We start from the raw sequence: 22581 nt of genomic DNA, 5'->3' as shown, positions 1-22581 counted from the left end.
ATTGGGAACTCTGAATAACGGGGGCTGAGCTTCCGGGATGAGTATTTTCCTCGACGCCGCCTCGGGTAAGGACACCCGGCGGGCGCCCATATGGATCATGCGGCAGGCAGGCCGATACCTGCCCGAATACAACGCACTCAAAGAGCGCTACGGCTTCTGGGAGATGTGCCGTAATCCCGAGGTCGCGGCCGAGATCACCGTGCTGCCCCTGCGGCGGTTTTCCCTCGACGCGGCGATCCTTTTCAGCGACATCATGACGCCGCTCGCCGACATGGGAGTGGAGATCGAATTCGCCCCGGGCCCGGTGATCACCCGGCCGGTGCGAACCCTCGCCGACGTCCGCCGGCTGCGGGTGCCGGAGCCCGGGGAGACGGCGCCCTTCGTCGCCGACGCCGTCCGCGCCGTGCGCGAGCGCTGCCACGTGCCGCTGATCGGCTTCGCCGGGGCGCCGCTCACCCTGGCCACCTATCTGGTGGACGCGGGCGGCGCCGGCGACGGCCACGCCGGCTTCCGGGTCTGGCTGCACGCCGAACCCGAGGCCGCCCGGCTGCTGCTGGACCGGCTCACCGACGTCACCATCGACTACCTGCGCACACAGATCGCCGCAGGCGTCCAGGCCGTACAGCTCTTCGACAGCTGGGCCGGCTCCCACGAACCCGCCGTCTACGCGGAGTTCGGGCTGCCGTACACCCGGCGGGTGCTGGCCGCCCTGGACGACCTCGCGGTCCCGCGCATCCACTTCGCGGTCGGCGCCCACCACCTGCTGGAACGGTTCGCGGAGCTGCCCGCCGAGGTCGTCGGCGTCGACTGGCGGACCCCGCTGTCCGCCGCCCGCCGGGCGCTGCCCGGCCGGACCCTCCAGGGCAACCTCGACCCGGCCGTCCTCGTCCACCGCCCCGCGGCCCTGGCTGCCCGGGCACGGGCCGTGCTCCGGGAGGGCCTGGGCGGCCCGCACATCTTCAACCTCGGTCACGGCATCCGCCCGGACACGCCTGTCGGGCACGTCCAGCGCCTCATCGAGGTCGTGCACGGGTTCGACCGGCACACGGAGTCGGGCGAGGGCGCGGAGGTCGGCGTGCACGCGGAGGCCGCCGAGGACGGAACAGCCGGCGACGACGGAAAGGGGGTGCCCGCATGACGACCCGACGGGACCAGGCGCTGGCGCTGATGCTCGACGCGCAGGCCGCGCTGATACGGGCCCTGGAGGAGTGCGACGGCGAGGGCGAGGGCGACGGCCGCTCCCGGTTCACCGCCCACGACTGGGAGCGGCCCGGCGGCGGGGGCGGCTGGGCCCGCGTCCTGGAGGGCGGCGCCGTGTTCGAACGGGCCGGCGTCAACGTGTCGGCCGTCCACGGCGACCGGGTCCCCGGCGCCATCACCGACCGCCACGACATCGACCCCGACGCCGGCTTCTTCGCCACCGGCCTGTCCACCGTCCTGCACCCGCGCAACCCGTGGGTGCCCGCCTTCCACGCCAACTTCCGCTACTTCGAGGTGACGTCGGCCGGAGCCGGACAGGACGTCTGGTGGTTCGGCGGCGGCGCCGACATGACGCCCTCCTACGGCTTCGAGGAGGACGCCCGACACCTGCACCGCACCCTGAAGGACTGCTGCGACGCCTACGACCCGGACTTCTACCCCCGGGCCAAGGAGAGCTGCGACGCCTACTTCTACCTGCCCCACCGGCAGGAGACGCGCGGCGTCGGCGGCATCTTCTTCGACCACCTGAGCCCCGGCGGGCCGGACGGCTGGGACCGCGCCTTCCGCTTCGTCGCCCGCGGGCTGGACGCCCTGGCCCCCGCCTACGTACCGATAGTCCGCCGCCGCATGGGCACCCCGTACGGCGAACGGGAACGGCGCTGGCAGCTCCTGCGCCGGGGCCGGTACGTGGAGTTCAACCTCCTCCACGACCGCGGCACCCGGTTCGGCCTGGAGAGCCGCGGCAACACCGAGGCCATCCTCATGTCCCTGCCGCCCACGGCCTCCTGGGGCTTCGACCTCACGCCGGAACCCGGCAGCGAGGAGGAGCGGCTCGCCGAGTTCCTGCGGCCCCGCGACTGGCTGGCCGCCGGCACGGTCGGGGCGGCGCGATGACCGTCCTCGTCACCGGCCTGAGCCACCACACCGCCGCCCACCCGGTGCTGGAACGTTTCGCGCTGACGCACTCCCAGGCGGCCGCGCTGCTGGGCCTGCTGGCCCGCTCGCCGGCCCCCGCCGAGACCGTCGTCCTCGCCACCTGCAACCGCGTCGAGGTCTACCTCGAATCCGACCGGCCCGACCGCGCCGCCGACGAGGCCGTCCGCGCCCTCGCCGAGACCACCGGCGCCCCCGCCGCCGACGTCCGCCCCCTGCTCTACACCCACCGGGGCCCCGACGCCGTCGCGCACCTCTTCCGCGTCGTCAGCGGCCTGGACTCGATGGCACTCGGCGAACCCCAGATCCGCGGCCAGGTCCGCGCCGCCTACCGCCTCGCCACCGACCACGGCACGGCGGGCCCGGTCCTCCACGACCTCTTCCAACACGCCCTGCGCACCGGCAAACGCGTCGAGACCACCACGGGCGTCGCCCACGCGGCCGCCGACCTGGTCGGCGTGGCCCTCGACGCGGCGACGGACCTCCTCGGCCCGCTCCCCGCCCACCCGACGGTGGTCGTCGGCGCCGGAGCCCTCGGCTCCCTGACGGTGGCCGCGCTGCGGCGGGGCGGGTCCGGGGCGGCGGGGGAGCTCCCGGGCACGGCGGCCGCCGGGCCGCCCGCCGACGCCGGAAGTGCCCTGCCCGGCACGCCACTCGGGGCGGTCGCGGACACGAAGGCGTCCCGTGCCGCCGCCGTCGCCGACGGCTCCGGCGCGGCCGCGGCCGGAACGAGCCCCGACGTGCCCGTCGGAGCGGCCGAAGCGGTGGCGTCCGGGACGGTCGGAGGCGCCGGAAGAACCGAGCCGGTCACGGCCGACGCGTTCGTCGGGCGGACCGACGCGGCCGGGATCGCCGGAAACGCACTGCCGCCTGGGCCACTTGGTACGGCCGAGGGCCCGGGGACGTCCCGTGCGGCCGTCGCCGACGGGTCCGGCACGGGCGGCGTGCCCGCCGGGTCCGCCGGCCGGCCGGAGACCACCACCACGGCGGCCGGCTCCGGCCGTGACGCCGGGTCCGCTCGGGCCGCCGGTCGTACCAGGGCCGTCGGGCCGGTCGGGGCCGACGAGGCGTCCGGGACCCTCCGGACCGCCGGAAGCGCCGAGCCCGACGCCGCCGACGCGTTCACCGGAAGCGCCGGGGCGGCCGGGCGGGCGGAGGCCGCCGCCGGGTCCGACGAGGCCCCGCGCAGCGCCCGTTCCGCCGGGAGCACCCGGGCGGCCGGACCCGCACGCGCGGCCTCCGCCACCGGCGGGATCGTCGTCGTCAACCGCGGCCGGGAGGCCGCCGAGCGGCTCGCCGGGCGGTACGGGGTCCGGGCCGCCGGGCTGGACGAGCTGCCCGCGCTGCTCGGGCGCGCCGGGCTCGTCGTCGCCGCGACCGGCGCCGGCACGCCGGTGATCACCGCGGAGCTCGTCGCCGCGGCCCGCGCCGGCGGGCCCGGGCATCCGCTCGTCCTCGTGGACCTCTCGCTGCCGCGCAACGTGGACCCGGCCGCCGCCCGGCAGCCCGGCGTCCGGCTGGTCGACCTGGCCGGCCTGGAGGCCCGGCTGAAGGAGGCGTCGGCGCGGGTGCCGGTGGACGAGGCGCAGCGCATCGTCGCCGAGGAGACGGCCGCGTTCCTCGCCGGCCGCCACCTGGCCACCGTGGCCCCGCTCATCGTCGCCATGCGCAACAACGTGCTGTCCATCGCCGAGGCAGAGGTCGACCGGCTGCTCGGGCGCACCCCGGCCCTCGCCGACCACGTACGCGGCGAGGTCGCGCGCACCGCCCGCCGCATCGCCGAGAAGATCGTCCACCGGCCGACCGTCCGCGTCCGGGAGATGGCCGCGCAGCCGGACGGACACGCCTACGTGGCCGTCGTGCACGACCTGTTCGGCGGGCCGGACCAGCCCGCGCCGCCCGGCCCCGCGGCCGGACCGGCCGGAAGGGAGACGCCATGACACCGGGGACCCCGGCCACGTACCGCCCCGCGGCGGCGGGCCGCGGCGGCGCCGTCGGGCGCGCCACGCTCCGCATGGGCACCCGGCGCAGCGCCCTCGCCCTGGCCCAGTCGTCCGCGTTCGCCCGCGACCTCGAACGGGCCACCGGTGTCCGGGTGGAGACCGTCGGCATCACCACCGAGGGCGACACCAACAGCGCGCCCCTCACCGCCATGGGCGGCACCGGCGTCTTCGTGCAGGCGGTACGCGCCGCCCTGCGCTCCGGCGACATCGACTTCGCCGTCCACTCCTACAAGGACCTGCCCACCGCCGGGCCGTCGGACGTCACGGTCGCCGCCGTCCCCGTCCGCGAGGACCCGCGCGACGCCCTCGTCACCGCCGACGGACGCCCGCTGTCCCGGCTGCCGGCCGGAGCCCGCGTCGGCACCGGCTCGCCCCGCCGGGCCGGGCAGCTCGCCGCACTGCGCCCCGGGCTCGCGGTGGTGCCGCTGCGCGGCAACGTCGACACCCGGCTGGGGCGGGTGCGGGACGGCCGGCTGGACGCGGTGATCCTCGCCGCGGCGGGGCTGGCGCGGCTCGGGCGACTCGGGGAGGCGGCGGAGCTGTTCGCTCCCGACCGGATCGTGCCCGCCCCCGCGCAGGGGGCTCTCGCCGTCGAGTGCCGGGCCGACGACGCGGCGGTCGCCTTGTTGCTCGCCTCGCTGGATGACGCGGTGACGCGGGCGGCGGTCGACGCCGAACGGGCCGTCCTGGTCGAACTGGAGGCCGGGTGCAGTGCCCCGATCGGCGCGCACGCCCGGCGGGTGGGGCGTGTCCTCGATCTGTGCGCCGTCATCACCGCGACGGATGGCGGTCGGCGGACCTTCCGCCGGGCCGAGGTTCCGCTCGATCCGGTCGCCGCCGCGGCGGCGGGGCGGGAGCTGGCTCGGGGGTTGCGGAAGGAGTACGAGCGCGGGGCGCGGTAGGGAAGCCCCGGTCCCACCCCTTCGCCGTTTCCTGGGGCTGCGCCCCGGACCCCCTTGTCGCGGCTCCGGCGCTTGAGGACAACCGCGCGGAGCGCGGTTTGGGGGGTGCGGGGCGCAGCCCCTGCGAGAAACGGCGAAGGGGTGGGACCGGGGCACACCCCCCGACCCACGACCCACACGCGAACGCGCCACAGCAGCGACCACCAGGAGGACCCATGCCCGACCACCCCACCCCCCTCCACCGTCCCCACCGCCTCCGCCGCACCCCCGCCCTGCGCAACCTCGTCGCCGGCACCGGCTGGCACCCCGCCCAGTTGGTCCTCCCCCTCTTCGTCAAGGAGGGGATAGCCGAGCCCGCCCCGATCGCCGCCATGCCCGGCGTCGTGCAGCACACCCTGCCGTCGCTCCGCAAGGCGGCGCGGGAGGCGGTGGCCGCCGGGGTGGGCGGGCTGATGGTGTTCGCCGTGCCCGAGCGCAAGGACGCCGTGGGGTCGGCGGCGCTCGATCCGGACGGGATCCTGCAGCGGGCGCTGCGCGAGGTGGCCGACGAGGTCGGGGACGCGGCCGTGGTGATGAGCGACGTGTGCCTCGACGAGTTCACCGACCACGGCCACTGCGGCGTCCTGACCCCCGACGGCCGGGTGGACAACGACGCCACCGTGGAGCGCTACGCCGCCATGGCCGTGCTGCACGCCGAGGCGGGCGCCCACTGCGTCGGGCTGAGCGGGATGATGGACGGCCAGGTCGCAGCCGTCCGCGCCGCGTTGGACGCGGCGGAACGGCAGGAGACGGCGATCCTCGCCTACACCGCCAAGTACACCTCCGCCTTCTACGGCCCCTTCCGCGACGCCGTCGAATGCGACCTGCGCGGCGACCGCGCCACCTATCAAATGGACCCGCGCAACCGCACCGAGGCGCTGCGCGAGCTCGCGCTGGACGAGGCGGAGGGCGCCGACCTGGTCATGGTGAAGCCCGCCCTGTGCTACCTGGACATCTTGCGGACGGTCGCCGACCACGCGCGCGTCCCGGTGGCCGCGTACCAGGTGTCCGGCGAGTACGCGATGGTGGAGGCCGCGGCGGCGCGCGGCTGGATCGACCGGGAGCGGGCCGTCGCCGAAACCCTGACGGCCGTCCGCCGGGCCGGTGCCGACGTCGTCCTCACCTACTGGGCGGTGGAAGCGGCCCGCCGGATGGGCTGACGCGGAGGGGCCGACGCACCGCCCATCGGGCGATTCCCGGCGGAATCCGCCGCAGGCGACGCCGCCGGGGAGCGGTCGCCGGTAAGGATGGGCGGGCCCCCTGTCGTCGCTCCGCCGCCCGGGCGAGGAGACCGCGTGCCCCAGCCGGACCCGCCCCCGACGCGCGCCCCCCGGGACGGCCGTGGCTGACGCTCCCGTACTGCGCGTCCGCGGCGTGCGCAAGGCGTACGGCCGCCACCCCGTACTGCGCGGGATCGACCTCGACCTGCCGGCCGGATGCATGGCCGGGGTCGTCGGCGAGAACGGCTCGGGGAAGACCACGCTGCTCCGCGTCCTCGCCGGGCAGGGCCGGCCGGACCGGGGGACGGTCGAGTGCCCCGGGCCCGTCGGCTACTGCCCGCAGGAGACGGTCCTCAACCCGGCGTTCACCGTGGACCAGCACCTGGAGCTGTTCCACGTCGCGTACCGCCTCCCCGACCTGCGCCGCGCGCACGAACTGCTGGACGCGCTGCGGTTCACCGCCTACCGCCACCACCGCGTCGGCGCCCTCAGCGGCGGCACCCGGCAGAAGCTCAACCTCGTCCTCGCCCTGATGCACGACCCGCCGCTGCTCCTCCTCGACGAGCCGTACCAGGGCTTCGACTGGGAGTCGTACCAGCGCTTCTGGGAGCTGGCCGGTGAACTCCGCGCCGCCGGGCGGTCGTTCCTCGTCGTCTCGCACATCGCCTACGACACCGCCCGCTTCGACCGGCTCTGGCGGCTGGAGGACGGCCGGCTGGCCGACGGCAGACGGCCCGGGCCGGGAGCCGGCCCGGCGGCGGAGGGGTGACGATGCGGCCCACCGCCTGGACGTACTTCTCCACCGCGGCCCGGTTCGCCCTGCTCGAACACGTCCGCAACCGGCTCGCCCTCGTCCTCGTCGTCGTGTTCGTCCCGCTGTGGATCTCCCTGGGGCACGCGGTCGTCGACAGCCACGTGGTGCGCTTCATGCTGCGTGCCACGCACGGGACGGTCACCGCGCACGGCAACGACCTCGGCAACATCACGGGCGCCCTCAACGCGGTCACGCTGATCGTCGGCTTCATGATGTTCTCGGTGACGTTCAGGGCGGCCGGCTTCGACCGGCGGCTGGCGATGGCCGGCTACCCGCGCCGCCACCTCATCGCCGCCAAGTTCGCCGCCCTCGTCGTCGTCGCGGCCGTGACCTGCGCGTACGCGACGTTCTCGGTCTGCCTCTACTGGGCGCCCCGGCGGCCCTGGCTGCTCGCGCTGGCCCTGGCCTGTGGAGCGCTGACCTACGGCGGGCTGGGCGTGATGCTCGGCGCCCTGCTCCGCAGCGAACTGGCCGGCATGCTCCTGATCATCATGACCAGCATCATCGACGCCGGCCTGCAGAGCCCGCTCGCCAACCCGGTCGCCGATGACGACGTCATCCGCTACCTCCCCTCGTTCGGCGCCATGCAGGTCGCCACGACCGCCGGCTTCCGCGACGCGATCCCGCTGCCCTACCTTCTCCTCGGCCCCCTGTGGTTCGCGGGCGCGCTCCTCGTGGCGGCCCTCGCCTTCCACTTCCACACCCGCGACCGCCGGAACACGTTCCCGGACGGGTGACCGGTCACGGGCGAGGCCCAGGGCGAGGCCCAGGGCGAGGAGGCACGATGCGCGAACCGAGCACTGAGGAGTCCTGGGCACTGACCGTGGGCGTGGTGGACGCGCGCACCGGGCGGCCGGTGCGGCCGGCGATCCGCCAGGCGACGGATTCTAAGCCAGCGCCCCCGTACGAGCGGCGAATTCCCTCAAGCCCTGGAGCCGAACAGGTCCGTACATCAGATCGGAGGTAAGGGCCCGTAGTGCCGGGCGCCGTACTTCCTGCGGCGCTTCCTGTTCGACGCGTCGCAAGGCGGCGAAGGTCTGCCGGCCATCACCGAGGGCGTGCCACATGCGGGCGGTGTCGGTCCAGGCCCGCGCCCGTCGCTCAGCCGTCGGCAGGCTGGTGAAGTCGAGCCCGGTGACGACCTTGACGCCCTCGTCGGGCGTTCCCAGCGCGTTGAACACGCCGATCCGGTAGACGCCCACCTGTGCCTGGCTCGCCTCCACGGTGAACAGGCCCGGCACCCCTGGCAGCCGACTGGCGTGCTCCTCCGCCTCCTCCAGCAGCGCGAGCGCCGTGCCACGGTCCCCGCCTGTGGCAGCCGAGTACGCGGCGGTCAGGAGCAGCGTCGTGCGGACGGCACCTGTGCGGTCCTGTTCGATGTCCAGTTCCGAGGCCTCCCGGGACAGCAGCCGCACCGCGGACGACCATCGGCCGGACCGGCGCATCGTGATGGCAAGGACCCGCGTCGCCTCACCGATCGGCACCGGGGCCCCGCCTGCGCGGGCCGCGGACAGCGCTCGGTCGGCGGCCACCCAGCCCACGTCGGAGTGCTGTTTCGCGGCCAGTTCGGCGGCGACGACGTACGAGCGGGCCAGCACCCCGCACACCTGCTCCCGGGCCCGGCCGCTCGCCGCGTCACGGCTGGCTTCCGCTGCGGCGAGCAGCCCCGGCAACGTGCGTTCCAGATCGCTGTACCGGGCCGCTCGAAAAGCCGCCAGCGCTTTGGCTGCCCCCTCCGCGAGCCGTGGTAGCGGCATCGGCTCGGCGGGCGGCAGTCGAAAGAGCGCGTCGTCGAGGCCGCCGCCCGGTGAGGCGGCGGCCGGTGCCGTCTCGGCGCCGACGACGGCCGTCGCCCCTGCGGCGAGCGCCCCGGTCAGTAGTTTCCTGCGGCGCACCGCATCCTCCTCGTCCGACGGCCGACTCACCGCCACCGTAGCGACCTGCATCACGTCTGGCACAGAACCACCGCGTAGTCGCTCATGTGGGATGCCGAGCCTGTCGGCCATGAGCCGCAGCGCGCCCGGGTTCGGGCACATCTTGTTCCGCTCGATCCGGGAGATGGCCGACGCCGAGTATCCGCACGCCTGCCCTAACTGAGTCTGCGAGAGCCTGAGGTAGCACCGGACGCTACGGATCAACGCACCGAGGTTTTCGCCCATGGGTACCTCCTGTGTGCACCGACGGGACGCCCGACGGTAGCGCCGCCGCCGGGAGGCGAACAGGGGCGCGCGGACGCACGACTTGTGCCGATCCCGCACACCGTGTGCCGAGGCTCGCCGCCCCCATCCCCGGTCCCAGAGGACAGCCTCCATGGTGTTGCTGAAAGGCGGGCGGCGTGTCCAGCCGCTCCGCTGTTCGTTCCCCGGAGGCAACCATGGAGAAAGTGCTCGTCACCGGTGGCGCCGGATTCATCGGCTCGCACTTCGTCAAGCGTCTGCTGCATGCGGACGACATCGCCGAGGTAACCGTCCTCGACGCCCTCACCTACGCCGGCCACATCGAAAACCTGGGCGAGGCATTCCTCAGCCCGAAGCTGCGGTTCGTCCACGGCAACATCCTGGATGCCGACCTCGTGGACGACCTGCTGAGCCGGCACACGGCCGTCGTCCACCTCGCCGCGGAATCCCACGTCGACCGCTCGTTCTTCGAGGCCGGCGCATTCCTCTCCACGAACGTGCTCGGCACCCAGACCCTCGCGGACGCTGCCGCACGGCACGGCGTCACCAAGTTCGTCCACGTCTCCACGGACGAGGTCTACGGCCCATTGCCGGAAGGCTACGCCGACGAAGACGCTCCGGTCCGTCCCACAGTCCCCTACGCGGCGTCGAAGGCCGCCGGCGACTTCGTAGCGCTGAGCTACTTCCACACCTACGACGTACCGGTGTGCGTCACCCGCAGCTCGAACAACTACGGCCCGTACCAGCACCCCGAGAAGATCATCCCCCTGTTCGTCACCCGGCTCCTCCAGGGCCTGCCCGTGACCATCCACGGTCAGGGCCGGCACGTCCGCAACTGGCTGCACGTCGAAGACAACTGCGCCGGCATCGAACTCGTTCTTCGCGACGGGATTCCCGGCGAGGTCTACAACATCGGCGGCGGCACCGACTTCACCACCAGGGAGCTCACCGATGTACTCCTCGGAGTCTGCGGTGCCGGCTGGGACCGGGTCAGCTACATTCCCGACCGGCGTTCGAACGACCTGCGGTACTCCATGGTCTGGGACAAGATCGCAAACGGTCTTGGCTACAGCCCCACCCACGACATCATGCAGGGCATCGCCGACACCGCGGAGTGGTACCGGCGCAACCCCGACCGGTGGGCGCCGCTCATGCGCAACCCCTATGCGCCCGCCGCCACGGTCGAGGTCACCGCGCCCGCGGAGGAGGGCACCGGTGTCCGCTGAGCCGCTGCGCATCCTCGTCACCGGGGTCGGTGCCAACCCGGGCTTCGGGCTGACCCGCAGCCTCTCCCGCCTCGGTCACCACGTCATCGCCACCGACGCGCACCCGCTCGCCCCCGGCCTCCTCCTGCCGGACGTCACCCCGCGCGTCATCCCGCTCGTCACCGACCCCGGCTATCCGGCCGCCATGGCCAGGCTGTGCCGCGGCCTCGCCGTCGACGCGGTCGTGGCCGGCATCGAGAAAGACCTCCCGCCTCTGCTCGGCATGGCGCCCGAGTTGGGCGCCGCCAACGTGCACCTGTGGCTCCCCGACGCCGACTCGATTCAAGCCTGCATCGACAAGATCCTGTTCCACGACGTGCTGACCGAGCACGGTATCCCGACACCGCGTACCTGGCACTCCGAAGCGATCGACCATGTCCCTGACGGAACGGCACTCGTCGTCAAGCCCCGTCGAGGGCACGGCGCGCAGAACGTCCACTTCGTCGACCGGCAGGACCACGCCCGACTTCTGTGCGAGCTGATCCCTGATGCCCTCGTCCAGGAACGGGTGTACGGGACCGAGTTCACGGCGGACTGCCTCGTCGACCGCGACGGCCGTGCCTCGGCGATCCTCCGCCGCCGGGACCTCGTCAAAGGCGGCCTCGCCGCGGTCAGCACGACCTTCGAGGACCCTGTCGTTCGGCGACGCGTCGTCGAGACCTTGCACGCGGTCCGGGCCCGCGGCGTCTGCTGCGTGCAAGGGTTCGTCACCGGCGACGGCACGGTAACGGTCACCGAACTGAGCCTTCGCATCGCCGGCGGCTTCCCCCTGACCGAGGTAGCCGGCGCGGACCTCGTCGGCCAGATGGTGAACGGACTCGCGGGGCTCCCCGTCGACCACGACCGTCTCGCCTACCGCTCCGGGGTCTTCCTGACGACCTACGTCGAGACCCTGGCGCACGGCGACATCGCCCAGCTCGCCCGGCTCAAGACCGCAACGAGTGGGGGACCGTCATGACGTCATTTCCGCGGCCGGACGCCCGGCGCAACGCCGGCCCGTACCTGTACGGCCAGGAGGCCGCAGCTGTCGCCCGTGTTCTGGCGGCCGGGCAGTACGGCCACACCGACGTCACCGAGGAGTTCGAGCGCCGCATCGCAGCGTTCATCGGCGTGTCCGACGCCGTTGCCGTTTCCTCCGGCACCGCAGCCCTGCACACCGCCCTGCTTGCCGCCGACGTCCGCCCCGGCCGGGAAGTCATCGTGCCCTCGATGACCTTCTGCGCGACCGTGCAGGCGATCCTTGCCGTGGGCGCCGTACCGCGGTTCGTCGACATCGACCCTGCCACGCTGTGCGTGGACGACCGGATCGTCATGGAGGCGGTCACCAGCCGCACAGCCGCTGTCATCCCGGTTCTCTTCGGGGGCCGGCCGGTCGACCTCACGGCCGTCCACCGGGAACTGACCGGACGGGACATCGCCGTCATCGAGGACGCCGCGCACGCGTTCGGCTCCCGTCTTGCCGGCCGTCGCGTCGGCGCGGCGGGTGCCGCCGTGACGTGCTTCTCCTTCGGACCCATCAAGAACCTCACCTGCGGTCAGGGCGGCATGCTCATCCCGCGGACCCCCGACGACGCCGGTACAGCCCGTCGACTACGGCTTCTCGGCGTCGTCCAGGCCCAGAGCCGGCGCGCGAACACCACGACCTACAGCGTCAACGGCTTCGGCCTGCGCTACCAGCTCTCAGGCATCAACGCCGCCATCGGCCTCGCCCAGCTCGACCACTTCGACACGACCGAACGCACCCGCCGCCGCCTCTGGCACACCTACCGGGACGCCCTCGCCCCGCTGGACGGCGTCACGCTCGTCGACGTCGACCCCGACCAGTCGGTGCCTCACCTGTGCCAGGTTCGCGTCCCGCACCGTGATCGGGTGTTCGCCGATCTACGTGCCCAGAGCATCGGCGTGGGCGTCCACTACCCGCCCAACCATCTCCAGCCCGCGTTCGAGGACTGGCGGCGCCCACTACCGGCCACCGAACAGGCCGGGCAGGAGATCCTCAGTCTCCCGTTCCATCAGCACCTCACCGGCGCGGACATCGACCACGTCGTGACCGCTCTCGGCCGTGCCCTCAAGGCCACCGGCGGCCCATGATGCGCAGGATGCTGGCCGTGTGCCTGGGAAACCACTGCCGCAGCCCCTTCGCCCAGCTCGCCCTGTCCCGCCGGGGCGGCGAAGCCGTCACGGTCCGCTCCGCCGGCCTGATCGGCAAGTGGCAGGGCCGGCCCGCCAACACATCCATGATCAAAGCCGCCCGTCGGCTGGGACACGACCTCACCGGCCACCGCGGGCAGCAGATCACCGTGGAGATGCTCGACTGGGCCGACGACGTCCTCGTGATGGACAGCGCCGTCCTCGACATGCTCCGGGCGATCAGCGGAGAGCCGAACGTCCGGAAACTGCGCCTCTACCTCGGTGACCAGGACGTACCCGACCCCATGGGCCGAGGTGACGACACGTTCCACGACTGTGCCGTCCTGATCGAGGCGGCCACGGCGCTGCACATAGGCCGGCGCCGCCCGTGACCCCTGCCCGGTCAACCGGAGGCGGCGGACAGGAGTACGTCCACGACCCTTTCCGCCGCGTCCGGCCTTCCGTGCGCCCGAGCCCGGTGCGCCATCGCCTCTCGCCGCGCGGGGTCGACGAGCAGCGGGCCGAGCGCGTCCCGCAACCGGTCACCGGTCACCTCGCCCAGGAGCGCGACGGCCGCGCCGGACTCCTCCAAATGCCGCGCGTTGTGCGCCTGCTCGTTCCCGGCCGACGTCGCGAGAGGGATGAACACCGCGGGCTTGCCCAGCGCCGTCAGCTCGGCCAGCGTCCCGGCTCCGCTCCTGGAGACGACGACGTCGGCGAGCGCCAGGACGTCGGGCAGCTCCGGCCCGACGAACCCGGCCAGGTGGTAACGGCCGGCCACGGAGGCGGGCAGGGCCGTGGTGCGGCGCCGCAGTTCCTCCACGTTCGCCGGACCGCACTGGTGGATCACGTTCGCCCGCTCCAGCAGCCACGGCAGCGCATCCTGCACCACGCCGTTGATCTGCTGCGAACCCTGAGCGCCGCCGGTCACGTACACCGTCGGCAACCGCCGGTCGAACCCGGCGAGGCCCAGCGTCTCGGCCGCCTTGTCCGCGTGGCCGGCCAGCACCTCCGGCCGCACGGGGTTCCCCGTCACGACCGCCAGGCCGCGTACCGATTCCGGGAGGAGCGGCACCGTCGACTCCGAGGACACGGCGATCCGCGTCGCCGAGCCCGCCAGCTTCCGGTTCGCGAGGCCCAGGCGCACGGTCTGCTCGTGGAGAACGAGCGGACGCCGGCACAACCTCGCGGCGAGCCCGGCCGGTACGGCGACGTAGCCGCCCGTGGCGAGCACCACGTCCGGCTGGAAGTCCGCGATGAGTTTCCGTGCCTGAGCCACCCCCAGCGGAACCTTGGCCATGTCCTTCATGTTCGCCGCCGACATCATCTTGAGCGGATTGCCCGACCGGCGGATCTTCCCCGTCGCCACGGTCGCGAAGGCGATTCCCGCGGCCGGTGCGACGCGTGCCTCCAGGCCGTCGGCCGTGCCGATCCACAGGACGTCGAGAGGTCTGGCCTCGGCCCACAACCGCCGCTGCAGAGCGCGAATCGCAGTGAGTGCCGGATACGTGTGGCCGCCGGTCCCTCCTCCTGCCACGATCAAACGGAAGGCGTCGGCCGGGCGGTGTGCGCTCATCACGGAGCGCACCCTACCGGCTGCGGCCGAAGAGGAGCGTGGGCCGTCAGCCAGGCGGAACGCCTTCGCCGGCGACCTCCTCCCGCCCGCTGACGGTGCGCGGCGAGTGCACGATCTGCTGACGGTTCGAACAGCCCGCCGGTCTCGACGGCGGCCTCCGCGCCCTCCGTCACCCGGCCGTGGTCCGTACGCCGGGCCGTCACGGCCACCGGGGTCCGTCGGGCTCCCCGGGCAGTGGTGTGCCGGAGGCCAGGTCCGTGTCCAGTCGGGACGTCAACTCGGCGGCCTGGTCGGGTATATGGCGGGACGCCCATCGTGCGACGAGGTCGAGGAAGCCCCGGAGGTCGTCGCGCGCGGAACGGAGGAGGCCGGGCAGGTGCGCGAGCGGTACCGCGACCGGCCGGGTGGGAGGGGGCTCGGGCGCGAAGCCGCCGTCGGGCCAGAGGAGGACGGTCGTGCCGGTGAGTTCCACGCGTGGCGTCGGGTCGTGGCCCAGCCAGGGCGTCTCGCCCTCCGCGAGGGTGAGCCAGTCACGCCAGTCCGCCAGCCCGCAGCAGCAGCCGGGGCGCACGGTGACGCCGAGGCCGGTGTGGTGGAAGCGGAGGCCGCCGTCGGCGGTGATCTCCTCCTCCGCGAGCAGGCGGCGGACGAGGGCGGTGGCGTCCGGCGCGGGCAGGTTGTCGTTGTCGGACGTTCCGAGCGTGTGGCGGGTCAGGGCCGCCAGGGCGCTGCCGACCTCGTCCGGCGTCATACGGCCGGTCAGGGCCAGCGGCCGGTACGGGGGGAGGGCCGCCACCCGCCAGGCGGTGAAGCCGGTGGTGTCCGCGGTCTCCAAGACGATGTCGACGGTCAGCATGGGGGCAGTCTCCGCTCTGGGCGGCGGGTACGCCCATTCTTTTTGCGGGGGGCGGGCCGACCAGACGCCCGGGGCGGGACGGACGAGGCGTCCGGAGGCGGCCGTCGAGACGTCCGCGGCCGGGATACCGAGGCCGGGCACGGGCGCGCGGGCGCTGACCGGCCGCGGTGGCCGTGCGCGGGCGGTCCGGCAGGCCGTCGTGGCCACGGGGCACGCCGGCATCGCCGCCGCACGGCGGACCGGTCGTACGGGGTACGCGGGCCGGCCTCGTCGTGCGTGCCGCCCGGCGTCGGCGGACACGCGGGCGTTCCGGGTCCGCGCCCCCGTCCCCGGCGTCTGGTATTCGTGCCCTCACCGCCGCTTCCCCGCGCCGCCCGCATGGCCGGCCGGGAGCCGGGTATCCGAGGGCGGCCGGGGAACGAGCAGGGAGGAGCGGGCATGCGCGTGCCGGACAAGGGCCGTGCCGTCGCCGTCGCCGAGACGCTGGGGTGGTGGGCCGGGCTCACCCTGCTGTGGGTGGCGCTGATCTCCTCCGTGGACGTTCTGGAGGCCGGGGTCGGGGCGGGTGCCGCGGCGGCCGGGGCGTGGGCGGCCAGGGCGGCGCGCCGGGCGGCGGCGGAACGGTGAACGGGTGGCTGGCGGGCGCCGCCCTCCTCGTCGTCGGCGGGCTCGGCCCCTGTCTGTGGGGCGCCGCGACCGGCGGCACCGGCCGCCGCATGACCGCCCAGAACACCGCGACACTCCTCCTGTGCCTGGTGTTCCTGCTGCTCGCCCAGGGATACCAGCGGCCCGCCTACACGGACCTCGCCCTCGTCGTCTCCGTGCTCGGCCCGGCGGGCACCCTCGTCTTCGTCCGGCTCTTCGAGACGTCGCCGGACGCGGGGGGCAACGGCTCCCGTCTGCTCGGCCGCCTCGTCACGGCGGCCACCGTCGCCACCGTCGTCCCGCTCTGCGTCGTCACCGGCCCCGGCCGGGCCATGGCCAAGCTGATCGTGATCGGTGTGCTGCTGCTCGCCGGGGGAGCGGTCACCACCCGGGCGGTGCGCGGTGGATGACGTCCTCGGCGGCCTCGCGCTGCTCCTCGTCGCGGCGGCCGCGACCGCCGCCGTCCTCAACCGGGACCCGGCCCGGCAGGCCGTCGTCCTGTCGCTCCTGGGCCTGGCGCTCGCCGTCCTGTTCACCGTGGACCAGGCGCCGGACGTCGGCCTCTCGCAGCTCGCCGTCGGATCGGCGATCACCCCGCTGATGATCCTGCTGGCGGTCCGCAAGGTGCGGCGGATCGGCCGGAGCCGGCAGGGAGAGGACGACGAGGAAGGGCGGTCCCGGTGAGCCGCCGCGTCCGGCTGTGGGTGCTGGCCCTGGGGCTGCTCGCCACCGCCGCCCTGTTCGCCGCCGCCTGCGCCGAACTGCCGCCGTTCGGCGGCGACCGGCACCCCTACGGTGACCGTGCCGTGCACGCCGCCCTGCTCCGGCACACCGCCAACACCATCTCCTCCGTCAACTTCGACCAGCGCGCCCTCGACACCCTCGGCGAGGAGAGCATCCTGTTCGCCTCCGTCCTCGGCACCGTCGTCCTTCTGCGGCAGACCGGCGACGAGCACCGGACCGTCCCCAAGCCGCAGCCCGTAGCGGCCCGGACCCGCCGCTACGGGCTGCTCGCGCTGCCCGTCACTCTCCTCATCGGCCTGTACGTCGTCGCCCACGGCCAGCTCAGCCCCGGCGGCGGTTTCCAGGGCGGCGTCGTCGTGGCGACCGCCGTGCACCTGCTGTACATCGCCGTCGACTACCGCGCCCTGGAACGCGTCCGTCCGCTCGGCCCGTACGAGATCGCCGACGCCGCCGGGGAGGCCGCGTACGCCCTCACCGGCGCGGGCGGGCTGCTCGCCGGCGCCGCCTACCTGACCAACGTCCTGCCGTACGGCACCTTCAACACCCTCTCCTCCGGCGGCATCGTCCCCCTGCTGAACGCCGCCGTCGGCGTGGAGGTGGCCGCCGCCGTGGTCGTCCTGCTGGCCCGGTTCCTCGGCCAGGCGCTGGAGATCGAGGGCGGCGAGGAGCGGGCGGAGGGGACGGGATGAGCGTCCTGCCCTACCTGGTCGCCGGCTGGATCTTCCTGGTCGGCGTGTACGGCATGGCCACCAGCCGCGACCTCGTGCACGCCGTCGGCTGCCTGTCCGTCACCCAGTCCTCCACCTATGTGCTGCTCCTGGCCATCGGCTACCGCAAGGGCGGCACCGCGCCGGTCTTCTCCGACATCGCCCCCGGCTCCCGGCCCGTCGTCGACCCCGTCGTCCAGGCCCTCGCCCTCACCGACGTCGTCGTCGGCGCGACGGTCACGGCGCTGCTGCTGGCCCTCGTCGTGCAGATCGCCAAACGGCAGGGCACCACCGACCCCGACGCCCTGTCCGAACTGAAGGGCTGACCCGGTGGACCGGCTGCTCCCGCTGATCGTCGTGGTACCGCTGCTCGGCGCGGCCCTGCTGGCCGGCGCGGGCCGGCGGATGCCCCGGCCGGTCGCGGAGACCGTCGGCTGCCTCTGCTCCGCCGCCTCCGCCGGCCTCGCCGTGGCCGCCCTCGCCGGCGGCCCCCACGTCGTCTGGGCCGGCGACTGGCGGCCCGTGCGCGGGCACGGGGTCGGCATCGTCCTCACCGGCGACCGCACCGGCACCGGCCTCGCCGCCCTCACCTCGCTCCTCGTCGTCACCGTCCTCGCCTACGCCTGGCGCTACTTCGACGAACCCCCGCGCGGCCACACCGGATCCTTCCCCGCCCTCATCCTCCTCTTCCAGGCGGGCATGTGCGGCTTCGCCCTCACCGGCGACCTCTTCAACGCCTTCGTCTTCTTCGAACTCATGGGCGTCGTCGGCTACGCCCTCACCGGCTACCGCGTCGAGGAGGCCCGTCCCGTCCAGGGCGCGCTCGCCTTCGGCTTCGTCAACTCCCTCGGCGGCTACGCCAGCCTCCTCGGCATCGCCCTGCTCTACGCCCGCACCGGCGAACTCGGCATGGCCCAGGCCGGGCGCCAACTCGACGCGCTCGGCCGGCACGACGCCCTGGTCCTCGCCTCGCTTGTCCTCATCCTCACCGGACTGCTGATCAAGGCCGCCGCCGTGCCCTTCCACTTCTGGCTGCCGGACGCCCACGCCGTGGCCCCGACACCCGTCTGCATGCTGCTCTCCGGCGTCATGGTGGAGATGGGCGTCTACGGCGCCGCCCGCGTGTACGTCACGGTCTTCGCCGGGCCCGGCGGCGTCCCGGCCGAGGACTTCCGGCGCGCCCTGACCGTCCTCGGCCTGCTCACCGCCCTCACCGGCGCCACCCTGTGCTGGCAGCAACGCCACCTCAAACGGCTGCTCGCCTTCTCCACCGTCGCCCACACCGGCCTCTTCCTCGCCGGGCTCGCCGCGCTCGAACCCGACGGCGTCACCGGCGTGTTCCTGTACGTCCTCGGGCACGCGGGCGTCAAGGCCGCCCTCTTCGCCTGCACCGGCGCCCTCCTCGACCGCTACGGCGGCGTCGACGAGCACCGGCTGCACGGCCGGGCCCGCGAGATGCGCGGCGTCGGCGTCCTCTACGCCGTCGGCGGACTCGCCCTCGCCGGGCTGCCGCCCTTCGGGACCGCGCTCGGCAAGGCGCTGGCCGAAAAGCAGGCCGTCTGGCTGACCGCCTTGTACGTCGTGGTCTCGGCCGTGACCGGCGGCGCGGTGCTGCGCGCCGCCGCCCGGGTGTTCCTCGGCGCCGGGCCCCGCGAGGAGGACGCGTGCGGCGCCCCCGAGACCACCGGCGACCAGGAGGAACCCGAGACCGACCGCCGGGTGCGCCGGCTGCCGTCGCTGATGGCCGCGGTCGCCGCCCTGCTGCTCGCCGGCGCCCTCGCCGTCGGCACCGTGCCCGCCCTCGCCCGCGAGGCGGCCGGCGCCGCGCACGCCTTCACCGACCACGCCGGGTACGCGGCCACCGTGCTGGACGGCACGCATACCGCGCCCGGCGCGGGGCACCCGTACGCCTGGTGGAGTCCGGCCGGTGTGGGCCTCGGCCTGCTCTCGGCCCTGCTCGCCACCGGGCTGGCGGCGCTCGGCGTACGCGGCGCCATCCCGGCCCGGCGGTGGGCGGCCCCGCTGCGCCGGCTGCACTCCGGGCACGTCGGCGACTACGTGGCGTGCGCGGCGGCCGGCATCGGGCTGCTGTCGGCGCTGATCCTGTGGCCGGGCGGCTGACCGGGCCCGCCGGGCGCGGCGCCCCCGATCGGGCGCTCAGGCCCTGCGGTGCCCCGCCCCGGGTGCCACGGTGGTCGTGGACGACCGGTGGCGCGCCCGGCCCGCCGAACGGAGGGAGACCCGATGACGGACGGACGGGCGACGCGGGGGACAGGGGAGACGGGGGAGGCGGAGGAGAAGGCCCTGAGGGCGGCGCGCCGGGCGCTGGAGCGGCGCGTCGACGGCGAGGTGCGCTTCGACGCCGGCAGCCGCGGCGCGTACTCCACCGACGGGTCCAACTACCGGCAGCCGCCCCTCGGCGTCGTCCTGCCGCGCACGGTGGACGCCGGCGCGGAGGCGGTCGCCGTGTGCGCCGAGTACGGGCTCCCCGTCCTCTCCCGCGGCGGCGGCACCAGCCTCGCCGGCCAGACCACCAACCGGGCCGTCGTCATCGACTGGTCCAAGTACTGCCACCGGCTCGTCTCGGTCGACACCGAGGCCCGCACCTGCGTCGTCGAACCCGGCATCGTCCTGGACGACCTCAACCGGGAACTCGCCCCGCACAAGCTGAAGTTCGGGCCGAAACCGTCCACGCACGGCCAGTGCACCATCGGCGGCATGATCGGCAACAACTCGTGCGGCGCCACCGCCCAGTCCTACGGCAAGACCGTCGACAACCTCCGCCGCCTGGAGATCCTCACCTACGACGGACTCCGCTGCTGGACCGGCCCCACCGACGACGACGCGTACGAGCGGATCCAGGCCGCCGGCGGCCGCCGCGCCCACCTCTACCGGGGGCTGCGCGGCCTGGCCGACCGCCACCTCGCCGAGATCCGCCGCGGCTACCCCCGCATCCCCCGCCGCGTCTCCGGCTACAACCTCGACTCCCTCCTCCCCGAGAACGGCTTCCACGTCGCCCGCGCCCTGACCGGCAGCGAGGGCACCCTCGTCACCGTGCTGCACGCCGAGATCGACCTGGTCCCCGTACCGGCCGCCGCCACTGTCCTCGTCCTCGGCTACGACGACATCTGCGCCGCCGCCGACGACGTACCCCGCCTCCTGGAGAACTGCCACCCCGACCAGCTGGAGGCCATCGACCACCGCATGGCCCAGCTGATGCGCGAGGAGGGCGCCTACCTCGACTCCCTCGAACGCCTCCCGGCGGGCAACAGCTGGCTGCTCCTCCAGTTCACCGGCGACAGCACCGAGGAGACCGACGACAAGGCCCGCGCCCTGCTGCGGGCCATCGGCCGCGCCGAGGACGCCCCGGACATCGCCCTGTCCGACGACCCCGAACGCGAACAGGAGATGCTCAAAGCCCGCGAGGCCGGCCTCGGTGTCACCGCCCGGCCGCCCGACGACCGCGAGACCTGGGAGGGCTGGGAGGACTCCGCCGTCCCGCCGGACCGCCTGGGCGACTACCTGCGCGACCTCAAGAAGCTGTTCGCCGAGTTCGGGTACGAGAGTGCGTCCCTCTACGGGCACTTCGGGCAGGGCTGCGTCCACACCCGCGTCCCCTTCGGCCTGCGCACCGCCGAGGGCGTCGCCGACTTCCGCCGCTTCCTGCACCGGGCCGCCGACCTCGTCCACGACTACGGCGGCTCCCTCTCCGGCGAGCACGGCGACGGACAGGCCCGCGGCGAACTGCTCGTCCGCATGTTCGGCGAGCGGCTGGTGGGCGCGTTCGCCGAGCTCAAGCAGCTCTGCGATCCCGACGACAAGATGAACCCCGGCAAGGTCGTCCACCCCCACCGCGTCGACGAGAACCTGCGCCTCGGCCCGCTCTGGCGGCCCTCCGTCGAGGACACCCACTTCCGCTACCCGGAGGACGACCACGAGTTCGGCCGCGCGGTGCTCCGCTGCGTCGGCGTCGGCAAGTGCCGCACCAGCACCGGCGGCGTCATGTGCCCCTCCTACCGCGCCACCCGCGAGGAGGAGCACTCCACCCGCGGCCGCTCCCGGCTCCTCTTCGAGATGCTGAACGGCCACGAGGACTCGACCGTCACCGACGGCTGGCGCTCCACCGCCGTCCGCGACGCCCTCGACCTCTGCCTGGCCTGCAAGGGCTGCAAGTCCGACTGCCCGGTCGGGGTGGACATGGCCACCTACAAGGCCGAGTTCCTCGCCCACCACTACGCCGGGCGGCTGCGGCCCGCCGCCCACTACTCGCTGGGCTGGCTCCCGGTGTGGGCCCGGCTCGCCCGCGTCGCGCCCCGCGCCGTCAACGCGCTGCTCCAGGCGCCCGGCCTGGGCGCCGTCGGCAAGCGGCTCGCCGGAGTGGCGGGGGAGCGGGCACTGCCGGTTTTCGCCGAGGAGTCGTTCCTCGACTGGTGGCGCGCGCGGGGCGCGCCCGCGCCCGACCCCGCCGACCCGCGCACGGTCCTGCTCTGGCCCGACACGTTCAGCACCCACTTCCACCCCAACGTCGCCCGGTCCGCCGTCCGGGTGCTGGAGGACGCCGGATTCCGGGTCGCCGTCCCCGAACGGCCCGTCTGCTGCGGCCTCACCTGGATCTCCACCGGTCAACTGGACATGGCGCAGCGCGTGCTGCGGCGCACCCTCGACACGCTCGGCCCGTGGATCGCGGCCGGGACGCCCGTCGTCGGTCTGGAACCCTCCTGCACCGCCGTGTTCCGCGCCGACGCGCCGGAGCTGACGCCGGAGGACCAGGACGTCCAGCGGCTCTCGGAGCAGTTCCTCACCTTCTCCGAGCTCCTGGTCAACCGGGCGCCGCACGGCTGGCGGCCGCCGCGCGCGGCCCGCACCGCGCTGGTGCAGACGCACTGCCACCAGCACGCCGTCATGAAGTTCGACGCGGACACGGAACTGATGAAGCGCGCCGGGCTGCACGCCGACGTCCTCGACGAGGGCTGCTGCGGCCTCGCCGGCAACTTCGGCTTCGAGCGCGGCCACCACGACCTCTCGATGACCGTCGGCGAACAGGGCGTCCTCCCCGCCGTCCGCGCCGCCGGACCCGCGACGTACGTCCTCGCCGACGGCTTCAGCTGCCGCACCCAGATCGAGCAGGGCGGCACCGGCCGCCGGGCCATGCACCTGGCCGAGGCGCTCGCCCTCGGCCTCGACGGCCCGGCCCCGGCCGAACACCCCGAGAAGCTGGGCGCCCTGCGGCCGGACCGGCGGCGGGCGGACGCGTGGGCGGTGGCGGCGGTGGCCGGCGCGGGCGTGGTGGGGGCGGTGGCGGCCGCGGCCCGGGGGAAGGCCCGGGGCCGCGGCGACTGAGGGGGTGCTCCAAGGGCCTCGGATGGAGTC

Annotated in this window: 21 protein-coding genes; 18 read left to right on the top strand and 3 right to left on the bottom strand. The window is 74.3% G+C overall.

Annotated features, from left to right (window positions below):
* Positions 1–37: 37 nt before the first annotated feature.
* The 7 genes from hemE (at position 38) to ACH4PU_RS14350 (ending at position 7848) form a co-directional block, all read left to right on the top strand.
* Entirely contained in the window at positions 38–1138 is a 1101-nt protein-coding gene (hemE, locus tag ACH4PU_RS14380; protein ID WP_398271204.1) for a uroporphyrinogen decarboxylase, read from the top strand.
* Positions 1135–2094, top strand: a complete 960-nt coding sequence (hemF, locus tag ACH4PU_RS14375) for an oxygen-dependent coproporphyrinogen oxidase (protein ID WP_398271202.1) — start codon at positions 1135–1137, stop codon at positions 2092–2094. Before hemE ends, hemF begins: the two co-directional genes overlap by 4 nt.
* A complete protein-coding gene (locus ACH4PU_RS14370) occupies positions 2091–4073 on the top strand; it encodes a hypothetical protein (RefSeq protein WP_398271200.1) in 1983 nt (660 codons plus the stop codon). The genes hemF and ACH4PU_RS14370 overlap by 4 nt, the downstream gene beginning before the upstream one ends.
* A gap of 74 nt (positions 4074–4147) precedes the next feature.
* Positions 4148–5038, top strand: a complete 891-nt coding sequence (gene hemC, locus ACH4PU_RS14365) for a hydroxymethylbilane synthase (RefSeq protein WP_398271554.1) — start codon at positions 4148–4150, stop codon at positions 5036–5038.
* A 215-nt stretch (positions 5039–5253) separates the two neighbouring features.
* Positions 5254–6237: a porphobilinogen synthase gene (gene hemB / locus ACH4PU_RS14360; protein WP_398271198.1), complete on the top strand. Its 984-nt coding sequence runs from the start codon at positions 5254–5256 to the stop codon at positions 6235–6237.
* A 181-nt stretch (positions 6238–6418) separates the two neighbouring features.
* A complete protein-coding gene (locus ACH4PU_RS14355) occupies positions 6419–7066 on the top strand; it encodes an ABC transporter ATP-binding protein (protein WP_398271196.1) in 648 nt (215 codons plus the stop codon).
* 2 nt (positions 7067–7068) lie between these two features.
* Entirely contained in the window at positions 7069–7848 is a 780-nt protein-coding gene (locus ACH4PU_RS14350) for an ABC transporter permease (RefSeq protein WP_398271194.1), read from the top strand.
* Positions 7849–7998: 150 nt separating this feature from the next.
* Here the strand turns inward: ACH4PU_RS14350 and ACH4PU_RS14345 are convergent, their stop codons facing one another.
* Positions 7999–9270, bottom strand: coding sequence for a helix-turn-helix domain-containing protein (locus ACH4PU_RS14345; RefSeq protein ID WP_398271192.1), 1272 nt, complete (start codon positions 9268–9270; stop codon positions 7999–8001).
* 215 nt (positions 9271–9485) lie between these two features.
* On the opposite strand from ACH4PU_RS14345, the gene ACH4PU_RS14340 reads away from it, so the two are divergent.
* From ACH4PU_RS14340 to ACH4PU_RS14325, 4 genes are read left to right on the top strand one after another with little or no spacing between them, the layout of a single operon-like run.
* Positions 9486–10514, top strand: coding sequence for a dTDP-glucose 4,6-dehydratase (locus ACH4PU_RS14340; protein ID WP_398271190.1), 1029 nt, complete (start codon positions 9486–9488; stop codon positions 10512–10514).
* Entirely contained in the window at positions 10504–11511 is a 1008-nt protein-coding gene (locus ACH4PU_RS14335) for an ATP-grasp domain-containing protein (RefSeq protein WP_398271188.1), read from the top strand. Before ACH4PU_RS14340 ends, ACH4PU_RS14335 begins: the two co-directional genes overlap by 11 nt.
* Entirely contained in the window at positions 11508–12644 is a 1137-nt protein-coding gene (locus tag ACH4PU_RS14330) for a DegT/DnrJ/EryC1/StrS family aminotransferase (protein ID WP_398271186.1), read from the top strand. Before ACH4PU_RS14335 ends, ACH4PU_RS14330 begins: the two co-directional genes overlap by 4 nt.
* The gene (locus ACH4PU_RS14325) at positions 12641–13075 is read left to right on the top strand and encodes a low molecular weight phosphotyrosine protein phosphatase (RefSeq protein ID WP_398271184.1); all 435 of its coding nucleotides are present in this window, start codon (positions 12641–12643) and stop codon (positions 13073–13075) included. The genes ACH4PU_RS14330 and ACH4PU_RS14325 overlap by 4 nt, the downstream gene beginning before the upstream one ends.
* An 11-nt stretch (positions 13076–13086) precedes the next feature.
* Here the strand turns inward: ACH4PU_RS14325 and ACH4PU_RS14320 are convergent, their stop codons facing one another.
* Entirely contained in the window at positions 13087–14259 is a 1173-nt protein-coding gene (locus tag ACH4PU_RS14320; protein ID WP_398271552.1) for a UDP-N-acetylglucosamine--N-acetylmuramyl-(pentapeptide) pyrophosphoryl-undecaprenol N-acetylglucosamine transferase, read from the bottom strand.
* Between the two features lie 199 nt (positions 14260–14458).
* Positions 14459–15115: a hypothetical protein gene (locus tag ACH4PU_RS14315; RefSeq protein WP_398271182.1), complete on the bottom strand. Its 657-nt coding sequence runs from the start codon at positions 15113–15115 to the stop codon at positions 14459–14461.
* A 438-nt stretch (positions 15116–15553) separates the two neighbouring features.
* Here ACH4PU_RS14315 and ACH4PU_RS14310 point away from each other — a divergent pair, with 438 nt between their 5' ends.
* From ACH4PU_RS14310 to ACH4PU_RS14280, 7 genes are all read left to right on the top strand, one after another.
* A complete protein-coding gene (locus ACH4PU_RS14310; protein ID WP_398271180.1) occupies positions 15554–15742 on the top strand; it encodes a hypothetical protein in 189 nt (62 codons plus the stop codon).
* Positions 15739–16170: a monovalent cation/H+ antiporter complex subunit F gene (locus ACH4PU_RS14305; protein ID WP_398271178.1), complete on the top strand. Its 432-nt coding sequence runs from the start codon at positions 15739–15741 to the stop codon at positions 16168–16170. The genes ACH4PU_RS14310 and ACH4PU_RS14305 overlap by 4 nt, the downstream gene beginning before the upstream one ends.
* The gene (locus ACH4PU_RS14300) at positions 16163–16444 is read left to right on the top strand and encodes a Na(+)/H(+) antiporter subunit B (RefSeq protein WP_398271176.1); all 282 of its coding nucleotides are present in this window, start codon (positions 16163–16165) and stop codon (positions 16442–16444) included. Before ACH4PU_RS14305 ends, ACH4PU_RS14300 begins: the two co-directional genes overlap by 8 nt.
* Positions 16441–17193: an MnhB domain-containing protein gene (locus ACH4PU_RS14295; protein WP_398271174.1), complete on the top strand. Its 753-nt coding sequence runs from the start codon at positions 16441–16443 to the stop codon at positions 17191–17193. Before ACH4PU_RS14300 ends, ACH4PU_RS14295 begins: the two co-directional genes overlap by 4 nt.
* On the top strand, positions 17190–17537 hold the full coding sequence (locus ACH4PU_RS14290; RefSeq protein WP_398271172.1) for a sodium:proton antiporter: 348 nt from the start codon (positions 17190–17192) through the stop codon (positions 17535–17537). Before ACH4PU_RS14295 ends, ACH4PU_RS14290 begins: the two co-directional genes overlap by 4 nt.
* 4 nt (positions 17538–17541) lie before the next feature.
* Positions 17542–19332 (top strand): complex I subunit 5 family protein, encoded by a 1791-nt coding sequence (locus tag ACH4PU_RS14285; RefSeq protein ID WP_398271170.1) that lies wholly within the window; start codon positions 17542–17544, stop codon positions 19330–19332.
* A 123-nt stretch (positions 19333–19455) separates the two neighbouring features.
* The gene (locus tag ACH4PU_RS14280) at positions 19456–22551 is read left to right on the top strand and encodes an FAD-binding and (Fe-S)-binding domain-containing protein (protein ID WP_398271167.1); all 3096 of its coding nucleotides are present in this window, start codon (positions 19456–19458) and stop codon (positions 22549–22551) included.
* Positions 22552–22581 lie beyond the last annotated feature (30 nt).

Source organism: Streptomyces sp. NPDC021100, assembly GCF_044333095.1.
GTDB lineage: Bacteria > Actinomycetota > Actinomycetes > Streptomycetales > Streptomycetaceae > Streptomyces.
Note: the sequence above shows the minus strand (reverse complement) of the source record. Positions and strands in the feature narration are given on the sequence as shown.

Coding starts and splice junctions, on each gene's coding strand:
- hemE (WP_398271204.1), top strand. CDS start 38: ATGAGTATTTTCCTCGACGCCGCCTCGGGTAAGGACACCCGGCGGGCG.
- hemF (WP_398271202.1), top strand. CDS start 1,135: ATGACGACCCGACGGGACCAGGCGCTGGCGCTGATGCTCGACGCGCAG.
- ACH4PU_RS14370 (WP_398271200.1), top strand. CDS start 2,091: ATGACCGTCCTCGTCACCGGCCTGAGCCACCACACCGCCGCCCACCCG.
- hemC (WP_398271554.1), top strand. CDS start 4,148: ATGGGCACCCGGCGCAGCGCCCTCGCCCTGGCCCAGTCGTCCGCGTTC.
- hemB (WP_398271198.1), top strand. CDS start 5,254: ATGCCCGACCACCCCACCCCCCTCCACCGTCCCCACCGCCTCCGCCGC.
- ACH4PU_RS14350 (WP_398271194.1), top strand. CDS start 7,069: ATGCGGCCCACCGCCTGGACGTACTTCTCCACCGCGGCCCGGTTCGCC.
- ACH4PU_RS14345 (WP_398271192.1), bottom strand. CDS start 9,270: ATGGGCGAAAACCTCGGTGCGTTGATCCGTAGCGTCCGGTGCTACCTC.
- ACH4PU_RS14340 (WP_398271190.1), top strand. CDS start 9,486: ATGGAGAAAGTGCTCGTCACCGGTGGCGCCGGATTCATCGGCTCGCAC.
- ACH4PU_RS14330 (WP_398271186.1), top strand. CDS start 11,508: ATGACGTCATTTCCGCGGCCGGACGCCCGGCGCAACGCCGGCCCGTAC.
- ACH4PU_RS14325 (WP_398271184.1), top strand. CDS start 12,641: ATGATGCGCAGGATGCTGGCCGTGTGCCTGGGAAACCACTGCCGCAGC.
- ACH4PU_RS14320 (WP_398271552.1), bottom strand. CDS start 14,259: ATGAGCGCACACCGCCCGGCCGACGCCTTCCGTTTGATCGTGGCAGGA.
- ACH4PU_RS14315 (WP_398271182.1), bottom strand. CDS start 15,115: ATGCTGACCGTCGACATCGTCTTGGAGACCGCGGACACCACCGGCTTC.
- ACH4PU_RS14310 (WP_398271180.1), top strand. CDS start 15,554: ATGCGCGTGCCGGACAAGGGCCGTGCCGTCGCCGTCGCCGAGACGCTG.
- ACH4PU_RS14290 (WP_398271172.1), top strand. CDS start 17,190: ATGAGCGTCCTGCCCTACCTGGTCGCCGGCTGGATCTTCCTGGTCGGC.
- ACH4PU_RS14280 (WP_398271167.1), top strand. CDS start 19,456: ATGACGGACGGACGGGCGACGCGGGGGACAGGGGAGACGGGGGAGGCG.